The following is a 16,457-nucleotide window of genomic DNA, read 5'->3' as shown; positions in this document are numbered from 1 at the left end:
AGTAAGAGGCGTTGATCGCTTAGTGCAAGGGTCGACCAATCGGCATTTCATGGATCAAGCCTTTGAGCTTGAGACGGCGATAGATTTTGGCCTCTAGTGACCAAAATTGATTCAAGACGTCTCGGCCGTCCTGATTGTAAGCCAACGAGATGCGTTCGATTAAATACACCAGATAGAAAATATAGGCGGCGTCCTTAGGCGGCGTGGCGTGAAAAAACGTCTGTTGCCAATCGGCGTAACGCTCAAAAAATAAGCGTAAGCCATGAGAGAATACTTTGCGTTTGCGGTAGCGGGTGTATAAATCGAAGAGGTCAAAATGCAACAGAGAGTAGGTTTGTAATTCCCAGTCTAAGATGACGTAGCCTTGGGCACTTTTAGCGAAGTTTTGGCTGTCGGCGTCGCCGTGGATAAACGAGGTCAATAAAGGCATGTCCGGATCGTAAGCAGGATCGTGGGTGACGGCCAGAATCAAGGCATTGATTTTGATTTGGGCAGGGTGTTGAGTGGCCATGAGCCGTTGCTTACGCAAATAGCCAGAAAGCGACAGCTGACCTGTGGTGGTGGTCTGGTAAATGTCGGCAAGCGCCGGTGCTAGATGGCTGAATAAATCTTGATACACGGTTTTATCTTGGCTCACAAACCGGCTGCCGTGCCGTACTTGATTCACAAAAGAAGTGATTAAATACGTGGATCCAGTGCTGGTAGAACCTATTGATAAAAGGCGAGGCGTTGCCTGTGGATTGGTGTGTTGCTTTAACTGGTACAGGATTTCGAGGTGGTTTTTGAGGTAGGGGCGGCCTTGTTCTTTCGGGAACAGCTTTAAAATTTTTTGATTGCTGCGTGAGCAGGCAGTTAAGCCGTCACGGCGCTCACGGTAAAACAGTACGGTGTCGGTGGGTAAGTCTAAGGTGATGTCGTCGAGCGCACCTTTGCCCAGCAGTCTGCGACCTAGGTGTTTGGCATAATAAAGATAAATTTTACTGCGAGATTGGCCTAAATAGCAGCCTAGCTCATGGCTACACAGGCTGGGTACATAGGCGCACAGATAGGCATGGTAGACAAACCGTGTCGGGGCGGTTGTCTGCCAAGTGTCGTGCAGCTCGTCGAGAGAGTCTAGTAACGCAGTCTGATGATGTAGGGGCATGATGGGCGCTTTGGTTTATTCTAAATAGCATATAAAGATCATAGCCGATCAAAGACCTAATTGCGGTTAAAAAATGTAAAAGCTTGTTAGCAATTAAACGCTCATTATAGCTGTGTGTATTTAAATAGAAAGGGCAGGCCCAGAGGCCTACCCGATTGACAGCGCAAGCTAACTTAAGCCGACAGTAGATACACGCGTAGGCTGTCGCCTGTGGTGACGGTGGTTTGTGGCGGTACTTCGACCAGGCAATTGGCCTGAGTGCAGGCGCTGAGCATGGCTGAGCCTTGGTGGGGCAATAGGGTGATGTGGCTATGGCCCTCTTGATTGACTAAGACCGCGCGCAGGAATTCGCGCCGCTTAATGGCCTTGGGTTTGTCAAAGGCCGCGGTGGCGTAGACTTGCGGCAGTGACCAGTAGCGCTGGTGCAAACCCATTAAGCGCTTTAAGGCGGGTTGTAATAAGAGTTGAGAAGTGGCAAAGGTGGCCACGGGGTTCCCCGGCAGCATGAAGACTTTGGCCTGACCGACCTCGCCCCAAGAGAAGGGCTTGCCAGGTTTGATTAATACTTTGTGTTCGATCAGGGTGCCTGCCTTCATGATGGCGTTTTTGAGGTGGTCTTCTTCACCTACCGACACGCCGCCACTGGTGATGATGATGTCGTGGTTTGCTGCTGCTTGAGTGAGGGCGACTTCAGTGGCCTGCTGTTGGTCAGGCAAAATGCCGCCGTCTGTGACTTGAGCGCCTAGAGCGCTGAGCCAGGCCAATAGCTGAAAGCGGTTGGCGTCGTAAATTTGGCCAGCGGCTAAGGTTTGGTCGGGGTTAATCAGCTCATTGCCGCTAGAAAAGACCACGATGCTTAGGGGTTTGAATACGGTCACGTAGGGGTAGCCTTGGCTGGCAATGAGGCCAAGATTGGCCGTGCTCAGCGGCGTGCCTGCCGGTAAGAGGCGATCGCCGACGCGGGTTTCTTCCCCGGCAAAGCGAATGTGCTGTTTGGCTTGGGCGGCCACCGTTAGGGTCAACGTAGTGTCGACGACGCTGGTGTCTTCTTGCGGCACCACGGCGGTGGTGCCGGCAGGAATAGGGGCGCCGGTAAAAATACGCACCGCTTGGTTGGTGCTTAGGCGGACGTGCTCAGCGCTGTCGCCGGCGGCGATGCGCTCAATGATTTGGAAGGGGCCAGCCTCATCATTAGGGGCGCAAATGGCGTAGCCATCCATGGCGCTGTTGTCAAACAAAGGGCTGGCAAACTTAGCCTCAATGTCGTGGGCCAAAATACGGTTGGCGGCTTGGGCCAGGGGGCAACTTTCGGTCGCAGGCGCCACGTGGGCGATGTTTTGTAATTCGGTGAGGGCGTCGTAAAAATCAATCATGATCACTCCTGCCGCGCCATGCGGTCTAGATCTTGGGCGCGGTTGCCGTTGGCAAAGGCGCTGGTTTCGGGAAAATAAAGGGTGGCGGCTTGGTGCTGGTGTAAGAAGCCTCTGAGGGTGCGTTCGCCGCGGGCGAGATAGGCCGGCAGGCTGGCGAGTAGCTCTGGGCGCAGCAGCATAATGCTCGGCTGAGGGCCTTCCTCGGTTTGCGCATACCAAGCAACCGTAGTCGGTTGTTGAGTGGTGGCTGCGAGTAGCCGCGGCAGTAAATCGATTGGCAGCTTGGGCGTGTCGCAGGGCAATACCAAGAGCCAGTCTAAGTCGGGCAGATAGGCCGGCGCAGAGGCCAAACCAGCCAATGGACCTAGTTCGGCGTAGGCTGGCGCATCGGCAAACACCACATCAGCCTTGGTATGCTGCTGATAAAGGTCGGCATTGCGGTTGGCGCTGATGCCCAACCAAGCGCAGTGAGGGCGCAAAAGCGGCAGCAGATGGCAAACCAGAGGCTGGCCCAAGAACGGCAGCAAGCCCTTGTCCTGCCCTTGCATGCGCGTGGCCAAACCGCCAGCGAGGATGATGGCGCCGACGCGCGGCGGGTTACCAGCTGTTTTTGGCATCGTCGTCACTGGCCTTGGCAGCTACCCATTGGCTGGCGCCGTTTTTGAAATGCTCTTGCTTCCAAAATGGGGCTTCGGTTTTAAGGTAGTCCATGATGTAGGACGCGGCGGCAAACGCTTCTTTACGGTGGGTCGAGGCCACCAGTACGGCGACAATTTGCTCATCGGTATAGAGATTGCCCACGCGGTGAATGACGCGGCAAGCCTGGAGCGCCCAGCGGGCTTCGGCTTGGGCCACAATACGGCCAATTTCGCTTTCGGTGAGGCCGGGGAAATGTTCCAAAAACAGATGGCTCAGCGGTTCAGCTTGATCTTGGCCGCGGACTTTACCGGTAAACGTCACCACAGCGCCGACGTTGGGCGTGTTTTGGCACAGAGCATCGTATTCGTGGGCGAGATTGAAATCTTCGGTTTGAATGCTGATGAACATGCTCAACCCCCCGTTACCGGCGGTAAGAAGGCGACTTCGGCGCCGGCGGGAATGTCGACGTTGCCTTGGGTAATCTGTTTGTTGACCACCAGTCTGAAGATGCGCTCCGGGGCCAAAGCTTCAGACCAGTCGTCACCACGAGCGCGTAACAGGCTGAGCAATTCGTCGCTGTTTCCTGTCCAGTCTAGCTGTTCTTGCGCTAGGCCCAACTGTTGCTTCAGTACGCCAAAATAAATAAGCTGGATCATGAGCGAGGTTCCTTCTGTTGCGGGTTGTTTATGTGGCTTATTTTACCAGTTAAATGCGTGCTTGGATTGAGATTAGTCACGTGCGGTGGTAAGGTTTGCTTTTTTAAAGTTGATGAATGGTTAACCCATGTCTGAATTAACCCATTTCAATGCTCAAGGCCAAGCCCACATGGTGGACGTTGGGGCCAAAAGTGAAACCACACGCGTGGCCAAAGCCACCGGCGCCATCGTGATGCTGCCCGAAACGTTTACGGCATTAATGGCCGGCACCAATAAAAAAGGGGACGTGCTTGGCATTGCCCGCATTGCCGCCATTCAGGGCACCAAGCAAACCAGTACGCTGATTCCGCTGTGCCATCCCTTAAGCCTAACCCACGTTGACGTTGATTTTGTCACCGACGAAACCACACAAACGGTACACCTACATGTTACCGCCAAAACCACCGGCAAAACAGGGGTGGAAATGGAGGCCTTAACTGGGGTGATGACAGGCTTATTGACCATTTATGACATGCTCAAAGCAATTGATAAGGGCATGCAGATTGTGAATGTGCGCCTGTTGGAAAAACAAGGGGGCAAGAGTGGGCACTTTATGGCCGACTGAGCCAGTGGACGGCGGCATCGACATTGCTTGGGTGGGTTGTGATGGCCTGTTTTGGCAAGGCGTTAAGGCTTGGTTGTCACAGCCTTTGTTGCGGCTAAGGCCAGCGCAAACAGCGGCGGCGGTGCGTGAGCCCGAGGCGCTGATCGGTGTCGACCTGCTGGTGTGGGATTTAGGTCTGGCCAGCAGCGCCGATGTGGTTGAGCTACAGCAGGCTTGGCCATTTTTGGCGGGCTTGCCGGTGTTGGTGGTGACGGCGCACATGGATGAGGCCTTGTTTAAAGGCCTATTGGCTTTAGGCGTGGATGGGGTGCTGTCTAAGCAGATTGAAGGGCATTATTTTGTCCAGTCGCTACGCCATATTGCCGCCGGGCAAAAAGTATTTGAGCCAGCCTATCGTGGCTTTGTACACGATTCGCAAGACGCGTTGTTTCAAACCTTAACCGCGCGTGAACGCGAGATATTGGCCTATTTGGCCAAAGGCGTGAGCAATAAAGTCATTGCCGAGGCCTTGGCGGTGGCGCCCAGTACGGTGAAGGTGCACGTACAGAATATTTTGCGTAAGCTGGGCTTAAGCTCGCGGGTGCAGGCGGCTGTGTATGCCATCCGTCAGCAGGGCTAAGCTTAGGAACGATGATGAGCCGCCTCGGTTTGGGGCGGTTTTTTTTGGCCTTGAGCGGCCGAAAAAAGGCCTATTGCCGACTCAAAAAAACGCCGTGCTGAGGGTCAGCACGGCGGTGGGTCTGGCGAAGCCTCAAGCTTATTGCTTGGTGGCGCTTTCGCTTTCCTGTTCGGCTAATTCATTTAGGTGTTGCAAATACATGGCTTCGAAGTTAATCGGCGCCAACAGCACTGGCGGCAAACCAGAGCGAGCCACTAGGCTAGAGATGGCTTCACGGGCATAAGGGAACAGCATATTAGGGCAGGCGATGCCAAATAAGGGCGCTAAATCTTGCTCTTCGATGTTTTTAACCGTGAAGATACCAGCTTGAGTCACTTCGGCTAGGAATAAGGTACGGCCATCTTCCATCACGGCAGACGTGGTGACTTTTAGAGAGCCTTCATAGTAGTGCTCTTCCAGCTTAGTGCTGGCGGTCACCACTTGGATGTCAATTTTAGGTTGCTCTTGCAATAGGAAAATTTCAGGGGCATGCGGTACTTCTAAAGACAAGTCTTTGGTGTACACGCGGTCAATGCTGAAAGAAGGCTGCTCGTCTGCACCGGCAGCGGCTTCGTGGTTTAAGTCTTGCTCACTCATGTGAAAACTTTCTAAATAGGGGGTTTAATTAAATACGTGACGGTGAGTGTATCATACCCACCGCCCAGATCATCTATGGGTTAAGCCAAGTTTGATGCAGCTTAACCAGCCAATAAAGCGTCTAATTTACCTTCGGTGTTTAAGGCGCTTAAATCATCAAACCCACCTACATGCGTTGTCCCGATGAAAATTTGCGGCACGGTACGGCGACCGGTCAGCTCAATCATTTGATCACGTACGGCGGGGTCTAAATCCACGCGGATTTCTTCAACCTCGGTCACGCCTTTTTGCTTTAAAAGGTTTTTGGCCATCATGCAATAAGGGCAGACTTGGGTGGTGTACATTTTTACAGGGTTCATCAGGTTCTCCAGTTAGTTCATGCTTAAATGAGGGGCATGGGCTATTTTTCAAGAGCCGTACTGGCCAATCAGTTCTTGGACCAAGGCATCCATGTCCTCTATATAACGAGTGGCGTTGGGGCTGTTGATTACCACGGTAATCCCTAAAGGCTTTTGGCTAGGATCGGTCGGCAGCCAAAAGCCGGCTAGGGCGCGTACATTGCTTAAGGTACCTGTTTTTAGGCGTAATGGCGAGCCTAATTCTTTGAAGCGGGTTTTGAGGGTGCCCTCGGCGCCCGCAGCGGGCAGGCTGTCGATAAAGTCTTGTTTAAATGAGCTGTTATAGGCTTGCTGCAATAGGTCGCCCATCAGCCTTGGGGTGAGGCGCTCTTTGCGCGACAGCCCCGAACCATTTTCCAGAATCAGAAAGTCTCGGTCGCCCACATGGTGTTGCGACAGGCTTTGGCGCACTTTATTTTCTGCCTCGGTGGCGGTGTCGGCTTGCGCTTGTGGGTGGGCGCCGAGGGTTAAGTACAGGGTGCGCGCGATGACGTTATTGGACGCCTTGTTCATGTCTTGGATCACGTTTTTTAATGGCGCTGAGGCGTGGGCCGCTAAAATACGGGCGTTTTGCGGCGTCTTGCCATTCATTAAAATAGGCGTGTTTTGGCCCCCTAATTGGGCCCAGTTGGCGAGGAAGCTTTGGTGGGCGAAGGTCATGGGCGACGCGATCACGTTCACATAGGTTTGGCTGCCAATGCAGCTAGGTGGCAGGCTACCTTTAACCAGCACTTCGGTGTCGGTGGGCGTGTCCACGCTGAGAAAATTCTTGAGCTTGAGGCAGCTGGTGGCGGTGCTGGGTTTAAGGTCGGTGCTTAGGGTCACGCTGGGCAAGGCGGGGATCATGTCGAGGGTGGGCTGGCCATTGGCGTCAGCTTTCACGTTGAGCCAGGCAACCTTATACGCCACCATTTGTGGGTCTGGTGGGGTGGTGAACGCTTCTTTGGCATCGTTGGCAAAGCCTTCGGCGCTGCCCATGGTTTGCCAGACGCTGCGGTCAAAGACTAGGTTGCCGTCGATTTGGTGGATGCCTTGCATCAGCAGTTGTGCTTGCATGGCTTGTAAATCTTTTTGATCAAATACGGCGTCACCGCTGCCTTGCCAGTACAGATCGCCTTTGAGAACGCCGTTTTCTATGGGGGCATTGCTGCGAAAAAACGTGGGCCAGACATAGTCAGGGCCGAGCTTGTCTAGGGCGGCAAAGGTTGTCACCAACTTCATCGTAGAAGCTGGGTTAAACGGCTTGTGGGCGTTGTGCTGGTACACGATTTGGTTGCTGCGTAAATCTTGAACGTAAATGCCGATTTCGGGCTGGGGAATCTGACCAAAATTCAGCGCCTGCGCCGGTAGGCTGACAGTTAAGGCAAGGAGGGTGGCAGCGCCCGCAAGGGCGCGCTGTGGTTTAGTAAGCCAATGGGTCAACATCAATAGACCACCTTAAATCTTTATAGGGTTTAGAAAGGAAGGGCAATAAGGCCTCTGCGGCTGCGGCCACCTGATGTAGGGCGCTGCGTTTAGGGCCCTCGATAAACAGCTGTGCGCGTTCGCGCCCGGCCAAGCGCACCATAAAGGCCGGGGCGGGCCCCATGATGAACACCGTGTCGGGTGTGGGCAGCTGGGCTTTTAATTCGGTTAAAAACTTAATTGCGTCGTGAATCAGCGGCGCATCGGCCTTGATGGCGATGCTGTGCTGAAACGGGCTAAAGCCGAACAGCTTGCGGTTGGCCAGCTCTTCGTCGGCAAAGCGCACATAGTCATGGGCCTTTAAGGCTTGGAAGACGGGGTGGTCGGGTACCTGAGTTTGGATCAATACTTGGCCCTTGTGTTCGGCTCGGCCAGAGCGGCCAGAAACCTGAGCCAGTTCGCTGAATAAATGCTCGCTGGCGCGAAAGTCCGGGCTATACAAACCGCCATCGGCATTCATCACCACGACCAAGTTCAGCCGACCAAAGTCATGGCCTTTAGACAGCATTTGGGTGCCAACTAAAACGTCAATTTCCTGCTGTTGAATTTGTTGATAGAGCACGTCCCAGTCATTTTTTTTGCTGGTGCTGTCGCGGTCAACGCGTTTGATGCGGGCCTTGGGTAAAGCCTGCTGCAGCGTTTCTTCCACCCGCTGCGTGCCTTGGCCAATGGCGGTTAAGTCTTGGTTGCCGCATTCTGGGCAGGCGGTGGGCACGGGCTCGACGTGGTTACAGTGATGGCAGCGTAAATGATGGGCCAGGCGGTGAAACACCATTTTGGCTGAACACATGGGGCAGCCAAAGCTGTGGCCACAGTCGGTGCACATTAAGGCCGGTGCAAAGCCGCGCCGATTTAAATACACCAGGCTCAAGCCACCTTCTTTATGGTTGTGCTGTAGCGCTGCCAAGGTTTTTTTACTGAAGCCATTGTCGAGAAACTGACGGCCGACGTCTTCAATTAATACGTCCGGCAAGGTCGCGGCGCTGTGGGCGCGCTGGCTGAGGGTCAATAGCTGATAGTGACCAGCCTTGGCGTGTTGCCACGACTCTAAGCTGGGGGTGGCACTGCCTAAAATAATGGGGCAGGCGCTTTGCTTCGCGCGCCACACGGCTAAGTCGCGCGCCTGATAGCGTAAGTCGTTGTCTTGTTTGAATGAGCCATCGTGTTCTTCATCGACCACAATGAGGCCTAGCTGGGGTAAGGGGGTGAAGACGCTGAGGCGGGTGCCGATGATGAGTTGGGCGCGTCCGTTTTGGGCCGCCAGATAGTTTTGGGTGCGCTCGCCAGCGGCAGTTTGGCTGTGCAATACCACGCAGTCAACGTGCTCAAAGCGCGCTTGAATACGCGCCAATAACTGCGGCGTGAGGTTGATTTCGGGTAATAAAAACAACACTTGCAGGCCGCGCGTCAGGGCGGCGGCGATGACTTGAAAATACACTTCGGTTTTGCCGCTGCCGGTGACGCCAAACAGTAAGTAGGGGGCGAACGTGCCGAGGCTGGCGCTGATTTGGTCGACGGCCTGTTGCTGTTCGGGGTTGAGCTGATGGGGACTGGGCAAAATACGGCCGCTGGGCCCACTGTGAGCCGAAATCCAGCCGTCCGCCTGCCATTGGTCAATGGTTTTGGCGGCTTGAGGATGGAGGCGTTTGAGCTGGGTCAGCGGCATTGGGCCTTGGGCCAGCGCCTGCCAAAGCTCATGCTTACGCGCATGGGCGAGTGGCGGCGGCGTTGCGGTGAGGCCTGCGGGGCTGAGGCTAAAGTATTGTTCAGGCGGCAGCAAGGTGACGCTTTGGTGCTGCTTCAGGCCGCTGGGCAGCGCCGTAAACGCGGTTTGTCCGAGTGGGTGATGGTAATAGCGGGCGCAAAACTCAATTAAGGCGCGCCAAGCATCCGCCATCGGGGCATCGTCAGCCAACACGGATTGGATGGGCAAAATCTTATGCGCCGCCACGTCTAGGGTATCGGTATGGCCCCACACCAAGCCGCACACGGTTTTGCCACGAAACGACACCAAAACGCGCGTGCCAGGCGCAAGTTCAGTGCTGGCCTGATAGGTAAACAGGCGATACAGCGGCACGTCGATGGCCACTTGATGATAGTAAACAGAGGTCATGGTGAAATCATGCCATAAAAAGCGTTAAAAACCCATTCTATTTTGGCCTAAAGTCATGCCGTCTAGGTTTTTAAGGGTTGTGGATAAGTTTGTGGATAAACACTTAATGAAATCAAGTAAAGCATAAAGTCAACATAAGAAATCCAATGAATACAAAATGCTTGCATTAAATTTGTTTTTTATCAATAACTTATATTTGATGTGGAAAAAATTTCAATTAATTCAAAAATTTAAAAAAACCACGCCTTGATATTTTATTGTGAATAAAAAAGGCCATAATGCACGATTATGGCCTTTAATACATTATTTTAAACAGTTTAAACGTGATACTGTTTCGATAAACGATGCACGGCTTCTACTAGGGCTGCTGCATGCTCTGGTGGCGTGAATTGGTTGATGCCGTGGCCAAGGTTGAACACGTGGCCCGAACCGTGGCCGTAGGCGGCCAAAATGCGGGCGGCTTCAGCTTCAATGGCTTCTGGCGTGCCAAATAGGGCGAAGGGGTCGAAGTTGCCTTGTAGGGCGACTTGATCGCCCACGCGCTGACGGGCCTCACCAATATTGCAGCTCCAGTCTAGGCCCAAAGCATCGGCGCCGATGGCGGCCATTTTTTCTAGCCATAAGCCGCCGCCTTTGGTGAAGACAATCACGGGTACTTTACGGCCTTCGTGTTCGCGTTTCAGGCCAGCGATGATTTGCTGCATGTAGTTGAGGCTGAAGGTTTCATAAGCCGCATCGCTCAAAACGCCGCCCCAAGAGTCAAAAATTTGAACCGCTTGGGCACCGGCTTCGATTTGGGCGTTTAAATAGTCAATCACGGCTTGAGTGTTCACCGCCAAGATTTTGTGCAGCAGTTCTGGACGGCTGTACATCATGGTTTTAATGGTGCGAAAATCTTTGCTACTGCCGCCTTCAACCATGTAGCAAGCCAAGGTGAACGGGCTGCCAGAGAAGCCAATAAGCGGTACGCGGCCATCTAAGGCTTTACGGATGCTGCTGACGGCGTCGGTCACGTATTTTAAACTGTCTTCTACATGAGGCACGGCCAATTTATTGATGGCGTCTTCATGTTGTAAAGGGCGTTCAAATTTCGGGCCTTCGCCTTCGGCAAAGTATAGACCTAGGCCCATGGCGTCGGGGATGGTTAAAATGTCAGAAAATAAAATGGCGGCGTCTAGTGGAAACCGCTCGAGTGGCTGAATGGTCACTTCGGTGGCCAAATCGGTGTTTTTGCATAAATCTAAGAAGCTACCCGCTTCGGCACGAGTAGCCTTATACTCAGGTAAATAACGACCTGCTTGGCGCATCATCCAAATGGGGGTGTATTCAACAGGCTCTTTGAGTAATGCTCGCAAGAAAGTGTCATTTTTTAATTGTGTCATCACGAAACCCTATTTATAAATTAAGCCAGATTATAGCCTAAATCAAAGGTTTCTGTTCGGCTGCGACCGAAATATAACCTTGACCCACGTCATGGCGAAGCCATGCTAGGGGCAATCTGGCACCGCAGCGGCCTAAGCCTCGCTGTGGCCTTCTTCAAGAAAGCAAAGACAGAATGCAGTTGTTGACGACAAGCGATTTAACCAGTCCCATTTATGCCCAGGCCGTGGCGCTGCGCACGGCGGTGTTCATTCAGGAGCAGGGCATTGCGGCCGAGCTGGAGCTAGACGATTTAGAGGCCAGCTGCGTGCACATGCTGTTGGCGGCGCCCGACGCCCCGATGACGGCCTTGGCCTGCTGCCGCGTGCATGCCCTAGGTGAGGGGGTGTTAAAGGTTCAGCGGGTGGCCGTGCCTTTGGCGCAACGTGGGCGGCATTATGGCGTTCGCTTAATGCAAGAGGTGGCGCAATGGGCGCGGGCACAAGGGTATACGCAGCTGGTTTTAGGCGCGCAAACCAGTGTGCTAGGGTTTTATCAAAACCTAGGCTATGAGGTGACTTCGGCGCCGTATTTAAGCGTGGGATTGTGGCATCAAGATATGGCCCTTAGGCTGGATTGAGGCCGAGGCGTGAGCTGGCTACAGCCCTTACGGGGTGGGGGCTGTGGGGGTGGGTTTGTGACTAAGTGTTTAATTTGATACAATAGTTTCTTTTTTTTGCTTCATGGCCCGTCACAATAACGCCTATAATTGCCATGAAAACGGTCATTTTTCTTTGTCTTATTTGTTGGATTTGGGTATGCGTTCCCTATTGATGATGGTGAAGCCTTTTATTAACTATTGAGAGTGAGGCCCCTTTGAGTTTTATTAAAAAACTACAGCAATCATCTACTCTAAACCCCTATGTTTTTCTCCCCAGCATTGCCTTTATCTTGGCGATCACTATTGTTTGTTCGGTCTTTCCTGAGCGTTCGCAAATCATGCTCAATCACGCTAAAGACCTCATTTTCGATTATTTCAGCTGGTTTTACGTCTTTACCGCTTCGGTTTTTATTGTGTTTCTCTTGTTCCTGGCCTTTAGCCGCATTGGCGACATCCGCCTAGGCGCCGACGATGAGCAGCCCGAGTTCCCCTTTGTGTCTTGGTTGGCCATGCTGTTTGCCGCAGGGATGGGGATTGGCCTCATGTATTTTGGCGTGGCCGAACCGCTGTCGCACTATGCCAACCCGTTGAGTTCGGGCATGGACCAGCCACAAACCATTAAAGAAGCCTCGCTGTACGCCTTCTATCACTGGGGCATTCACGCCTGGGGTATTTATGCCGTGATTGGCTTGGCGCTGACCTATTTTGGCTTTCGCTACAAGCTGCCGTTGAGCGTGCGCTCCGGCTTTTATCCTCTGTTAAAAAACCGCATCAATGGCCCGATTGGTCATGGCATCGACACCGTGGCTTTGTGCATTACCGTGTTCGGTGTGTGTACGACTTTAGGCTATGGCGCCATGCAGATGAATGCAGGCCTATTTAGCTTAAATTGGGTCGGCGAGAACGACTTTACTTCCAATGCCGTACTCATTGTGGTGGTGACGGCATTGGCGGTGATGTCTGCCATGTCGGGTGTGGGCAATGGCGTGCGCCGTTTGAGTGAAATTAACTTGGTGGTGGCGGTATTGCTGATGCTGTTCGTATTGGTGACCGGCCCGACGCTGTTTGTGCTGTCAGGTTTTACCGAAAACGTGGGCTATTATTTCAGTAAGCTGGTGAGCCTAAGCTTTACCAACTTTGCCTATGAGCCAGAAAAAGCCGGTTGGTTTCGCGGCTGGACGGTGCTGTATTGGGCTTGGTGGGTGTCTTGGGCGCCTTTTGTTGGCCTCTTTATTGCGCGCATTTCGCGCGGGCGCACCATTCGCGAGTTCGTGCTTGGGGTGATGTTCATCCCCTCGATGTTTAACTTTTTATGGATGACGGTGTTTGGCAACAGCGCTATTTGGATTGACATCAACGTGGCCAACGGTGCCTTGAGTAGCTTGGTCAATACGCCTGACGGTCTGCTGTTTGCGTTTTTCCAATACTTGCCGTTCTCGACCTTACTCAGCATCATTGCGGTTGTCATCATTTCGCTGTTTTTCATTACTTCAGCCGACTCCAGTATTTACGTGATGAACTCGTTGGCTTCAGGCGGTCGCGGCGATTCGCCACCGTGGCAAAGCATGTTTTGGGGTATTTTACTGGTGGTGCTGTCGCTGGCGTTATTGCGCTCAGGCGGGCTGCCAGCCTTGCAGACCATGACGCTGATCATCGCGCTGCCCTTTATGGGCATCATGCTGGTGCTGTGTTATGGGATGTGGAAGGGCTTTGTGGTCGACAATCAATACTTTAGGCAAGACTTTAACTATGGCAGTGCGTTTTGGAGCGGGCGTCATTGGAAGAAGCAGCTGAAGCAAATTTTGAGCCAGCCACAGCAAGAGGAGGCCGTGTCCTTCATCAATCGTATTGCTTTTCCTGCATTGACGGCCCTATCTAAAGAGTTGACTGAATACGGCTTAGACGTGAAGGTGACCAAAAAAGAAAGCGTGCCGTATGAAACCGAACTGCTGATTAAGGTGGATTCTATTTGTAACTTTACCTACGGTATTCGTATTCAGAAGGTCGCGATTCACGCCGACCTCTTGGATGATGATTCGGTGCCAACGGTAGAAAATAGCCACAGCTATGAGCCGGTGACCTTCTTTGGTGACGGTCGTTTAGGCTATGACGTGCAATACATGACCAAAAATGAAATCATCACCGACGTGTTGAAGCAGTATGAACGCTACATGAGCTTGGTGATGGATCCATCTAACCAGTTGATGACGCAAAACGTCACCAAGGATCAGCTGGCTGAAGAAGAGGCTTTGCGTGAAGAAGCGCTGCAAGCGGTAGAAGCTGAAGCTGCTGATGTGGTCTCTGAAGCAGAGGCTGAGCGGGCGCAGACTGGCGAGGCCGATGACGCGCCAAGCGCTGCGGCTGATGAATCACAGGCTGAGCCTGTGGTGGCACCGGTGGTGGATCAGTTTGAGGTAGAAATTCCAGCTGAGTCTGCTGTAGCGGTTGAAGAGGCCGATAGCAAGGCTGACAAGCGTTAAGGATGAGATCGTGATGAAGCCGCAGTGCCGTATAGGTACTGCGGTTTTTTTATGGGCGCTTACGGCTGATTGAGTTTAGGGACTGATTTACCCAAAATTAAAACATCGGTTTTGGCGTGGTGTAGGTCGCTGACCTGGGGTAGAAAGCCCCATTGGGCGAAGCCGTATTTTTTAAACAGGGCAATGCTGGCCTGATTGCTGGCAAATACGATGGCCAATACGTTTTGGATGCCGAGGATGGGGGCCATGCTGAGCATAAAGGCTAAAATTTCGGAACCTAGGCCTTGATTTTGGACTTCGGGCGCCAGATAAATGCTGACTTCGGCGCTGAGGCGATCCATATTGGTGGGGTGCTCGACGCTAAACGACGCCCAGGCCACCATTTTGCCCTCGTCATTATAATAGGCGTAAAGGGGGTGATGGGCCTGCTTGTGGGCATCAAACCAAGTGGTTTGATCGCCTTGAATCAGGGTGTGGAAGTCGGCTGCGGATTCGCCAGAAGGCAAGGAGGCATTATAAATTGCCATGATCTCTTGTAGATCAGATGCTTGTGCCAGTCTCATGATGCGTTTTTTTCTGGAAATAGTATAAAAATAGTGTACCATGAATTCAGCACATTTAAATGATGCCGTCGGCGCATGTATCGCGTTCACGACAATAAATAGGGGCGATGAGGCCCACATTCGAAAAAAGGAGAAAGATCATGAGTAAATTATGGTTGGTATTGTTGGCAGGCTTGAGCAGCGTCAGCATGGCTCAAGGTATTGTGGGGAAATGGCAGACGATTGACGACGAAACCAAAAAACCTAAGGGCGTGGTGGAGATCGTTGAGTCAGGCGGCGTGTTTCAAGGCCGAGTCACGCAGCTGTATGCTGGCGCTTTAAATCAGTGCAGCGGCTGTACCGGCGCCCAAAAAGATGCGCCCATCGTGGGCATGACGGTGGTGTCGGGCCTGAAGCAAACCAAAGAAGGCCAATATGAGGGCGGTAAGGTATTCGATCCGAAAAGCGGCAAGACCTACAGCGCTAAGGCCAAGCTGACCAATAATGGAGATGCCCTAGAGCTGCGTGGCTTTGTGGGTGTGTCCCTGTTGGGCCGTACCCAAACCTGGAAGCGCCTCAACTAGTCGGATTAGGCAGATCAAGCAGGGGGAGCTGTGACAGCTCCCCCTTTGTTCGCGTATGATGGTCGTGCCGTTGACGAAATAAGGATGGTTTATCGTATCGTTCCCTATGCTTTTTTTACGTTTACAGCGTAGGCCCCTAGTAGGGTGGGTCGTGACCCACGCGGGTTTTAAATCTGGGCACGTGAGCAGTTAGGAGTGGTGGGTAGGCTACGCTTTACCCACCCTACGCGACGGTAAATAATCCATCATTTGATTTTGTTGGGAATGATTTTGCGGTTTCATGGTCTATCGTCGATAGACCGAATATTAAGGTGAGTTGTGCGTCCAGATTCTGGCGCCTTCGCCTTGTCTTGAAGGCTTTAAGCTTCGTGCTTAAAGTGTGTGTTTAACGCCAACAGAGAAAGCAGCTGGATGCGTATTTTTTCATTGAGTCCCCAAAAAGTCATGCACACCCTAGGTGTGGTCGGTTTAATCGCGGTATTGAGCGCCTGCGGCAGCAATAACGCGCCCGTGACCCGCGGCAATAGTTCTGGGCCTGCGCCCGCTGGCTACTATCGGGTGAAGCCAGGCGATAACCTATACCGAATTGGGATGAAGCATGGACAAACCGTAACGGCTCTACAGCGCTTAAATGGCCTGTCTGACCCCTCTAAAATTGAAATAGGGCAGTTGATTAAGGTGAGCGGTAACGCTAAGGCACCGGCCAATGCGGGTAAAAAGCCTGCCGCCAACAATAAGGGTAACAGCAATGCCAACGCTAATACGGCTGCATTGAAAACCAATATTAAGCTCCAGTGGCCGGTTCAAGGGCAGGTGATCACGCGCTTTGACGGTCGTGCCAATAAGGGCATCGACATCGCCGGTAGCGTGGGGACGCCGATTAAGGCCGCCGCAGCCGGTACGGTGATTTACGTGGGTGAAGAGGTACGTGGCTACGGTAAGCTGGTGATGATTCGCCACGATGCACGTACTTTAACTGCTTATGCCCACAATAACAGTACCAGCGTCAGCCTGAATCAACGCGTCAGCGCCGGCCAGCAAATTGCCACCATGGGCAGCACCGGTACCAACCGCGTCAAATCACATTTTGAATTACGTATTCAAGGCAAGGCTGTGAACCCTATGCCGTATTTGAATTAAGACCAGTATGATGAAAACCGCCCGCAAGGGCGTTTTTTTATGGCA

16 protein-coding genes and 1 pseudogene are annotated in these 16,457 nt (G+C 52.7%); 6 read left to right on the top strand and 11 right to left on the bottom strand.

Features of this window, described 5'->3' with window-relative positions:
• Positions 1 to 19: 19 nt before the first annotated feature.
• The 5 genes from AB8Q18_12780 to AB8Q18_12760 form a co-directional block, all read right to left on the bottom strand.
• On the bottom strand, positions 20 to 1,144 hold the full coding sequence (locus tag AB8Q18_12780; GenBank protein XDZ51041.1) for a phosphotransferase: 1,125 nt from the start codon (positions 1,142 to 1,144) through the stop codon (positions 20 to 22).
• A 173-nt stretch (positions 1,145 to 1,317) separates the two neighbouring features.
• Positions 1,318 to 2,517, bottom strand: a complete 1,200-nt coding sequence (gene glp / locus AB8Q18_12775) for a gephyrin-like molybdotransferase Glp (protein ID XDZ51040.1) — start codon at positions 2,515 to 2,517, stop codon at positions 1,318 to 1,320.
• A gap of 2 nt (positions 2,518 to 2,519) precedes the next feature.
• Positions 2,520 to 3,134, bottom strand: coding sequence for a molybdenum cofactor guanylyltransferase MobA (gene mobA, locus AB8Q18_12770; protein ID XDZ51039.1), 615 nt, complete (start codon positions 3,132 to 3,134; stop codon positions 2,520 to 2,522).
• Entirely contained in the window at positions 3,115 to 3,564 is a 450-nt protein-coding gene (locus AB8Q18_12765; protein XDZ51038.1) for a molybdenum cofactor biosynthesis protein MoaE, read from the bottom strand. The genes mobA and AB8Q18_12765 overlap by 20 nt, the downstream gene beginning before the upstream one ends.
• A 2-nt stretch (positions 3,565 to 3,566) precedes the next feature.
• Positions 3,567 to 3,812 (bottom strand): MoaD/ThiS family protein, encoded by a 246-nt coding sequence (locus tag AB8Q18_12760; protein XDZ51037.1) that lies wholly within the window; start codon positions 3,810 to 3,812, stop codon positions 3,567 to 3,569.
• A gap of 127 nt (positions 3,813 to 3,939) precedes the next feature.
• On the opposite strand from AB8Q18_12760, the gene moaC reads away from it, so the two are divergent.
• Together moaC and AB8Q18_12750 are read left to right on the top strand one after the other, a co-directional pair.
• Positions 3,940 to 4,416 carry a cyclic pyranopterin monophosphate synthase MoaC gene (moaC, locus tag AB8Q18_12755; protein XDZ51036.1) on the top strand — a complete coding sequence of 159 codons (477 nt, stop codon included), beginning with the start codon at positions 3,940 to 3,942 and terminating at the stop codon, positions 4,414 to 4,416.
• Positions 4,417 to 4,849: 433 nt separating this feature from the next.
• Positions 4,850 to 5,035: pseudogene (locus tag AB8Q18_12750) on the top strand (response regulator transcription factor).
• 138 nt (positions 5,036 to 5,173) lie between these two features.
• Here AB8Q18_12750 and secB read toward each other — a convergent pair.
• From secB to hemE, 5 genes are all read right to left on the bottom strand, one after another.
• Positions 5,174 to 5,671, bottom strand: a complete 498-nt coding sequence (gene secB, locus AB8Q18_12745) for a protein-export chaperone SecB (GenBank protein ID XDZ51035.1) — start codon at positions 5,669 to 5,671, stop codon at positions 5,174 to 5,176.
• Between the two features lie 101 nt (positions 5,672 to 5,772).
• A complete protein-coding gene (grxC, locus tag AB8Q18_12740; protein XDZ51034.1) occupies positions 5,773 to 6,030 on the bottom strand; it encodes a glutaredoxin 3 in 258 nt (85 codons plus the stop codon).
• Positions 6,031 to 6,078: 48 nt separating this feature from the next.
• The gene (gene dacB, locus AB8Q18_12735; GenBank protein XDZ51033.1) at positions 6,079 to 7,494 is read right to left on the bottom strand and encodes a D-alanyl-D-alanine carboxypeptidase/D-alanyl-D-alanine-endopeptidase; all 1,416 of its coding nucleotides are present in this window, start codon (positions 7,492 to 7,494) and stop codon (positions 6,079 to 6,081) included.
• Positions 7,472 to 9,646: a primosomal protein N' gene (locus tag AB8Q18_12730; protein ID XDZ51032.1), complete on the bottom strand. Its 2,175-nt coding sequence runs from the start codon at positions 9,644 to 9,646 to the stop codon at positions 7,472 to 7,474. Before AB8Q18_12730 ends, dacB begins: the two co-directional genes overlap by 23 nt.
• Before the next feature lie 317 nt (positions 9,647 to 9,963).
• Positions 9,964 to 11,028, bottom strand: a complete 1,065-nt coding sequence (gene hemE, locus AB8Q18_12725; protein XDZ51031.1) for a uroporphyrinogen decarboxylase — start codon at positions 11,026 to 11,028, stop codon at positions 9,964 to 9,966.
• 179 nt (positions 11,029 to 11,207) lie between these two features.
• On the opposite strand from hemE, the gene AB8Q18_12720 reads away from it, so the two are divergent.
• Together AB8Q18_12720 and AB8Q18_12715 are read left to right on the top strand one after the other, a co-directional pair.
• Complete coding sequence (locus AB8Q18_12720; GenBank protein XDZ51030.1) at positions 11,208 to 11,645, top strand: GNAT family N-acetyltransferase; 438 nt, start codon at positions 11,208 to 11,210, stop codon at positions 11,643 to 11,645.
• Positions 11,646 to 11,881: 236 nt separating this feature from the next.
• Complete coding sequence (locus AB8Q18_12715; GenBank protein ID XDZ51029.1) at positions 11,882 to 14,146, top strand: BCCT family transporter; 2,265 nt, start codon at positions 11,882 to 11,884, stop codon at positions 14,144 to 14,146.
• A gap of 59 nt (positions 14,147 to 14,205) precedes the next feature.
• On the opposite strand, the gene AB8Q18_12710 is transcribed toward AB8Q18_12715, so the two are convergent.
• Entirely contained in the window at positions 14,206 to 14,709 is a 504-nt protein-coding gene (locus tag AB8Q18_12710; protein XDZ51028.1) for an N-acetyltransferase family protein, read from the bottom strand.
• Positions 14,710 to 14,849: 140 nt separating this feature from the next.
• Between AB8Q18_12710 and AB8Q18_12705 the strand changes: the two genes are divergently transcribed.
• Positions 14,850 to 15,272, top strand: coding sequence for a DUF2147 domain-containing protein (locus tag AB8Q18_12705; protein XDZ51027.1), 423 nt, complete (start codon positions 14,850 to 14,852; stop codon positions 15,270 to 15,272).
• 411 nt (positions 15,273 to 15,683) lie between these two features.
• Positions 15,684 to 16,412 (top strand): peptidoglycan DD-metalloendopeptidase family protein, encoded by a 729-nt coding sequence (locus AB8Q18_12700; GenBank protein XDZ51026.1) that lies wholly within the window; start codon positions 15,684 to 15,686, stop codon positions 16,410 to 16,412.
• Positions 16,413 to 16,457: the final 45 nt, after the last annotated feature.

The organism is Neisseriaceae bacterium CLB008 (genome assembly GCA_041228285.1).
GTDB lineage: Bacteria > Pseudomonadota > Gammaproteobacteria > Burkholderiales > Neisseriaceae > JAGNPU01.
This window is presented reverse-complemented; position numbering and strand designations above follow the sequence as displayed.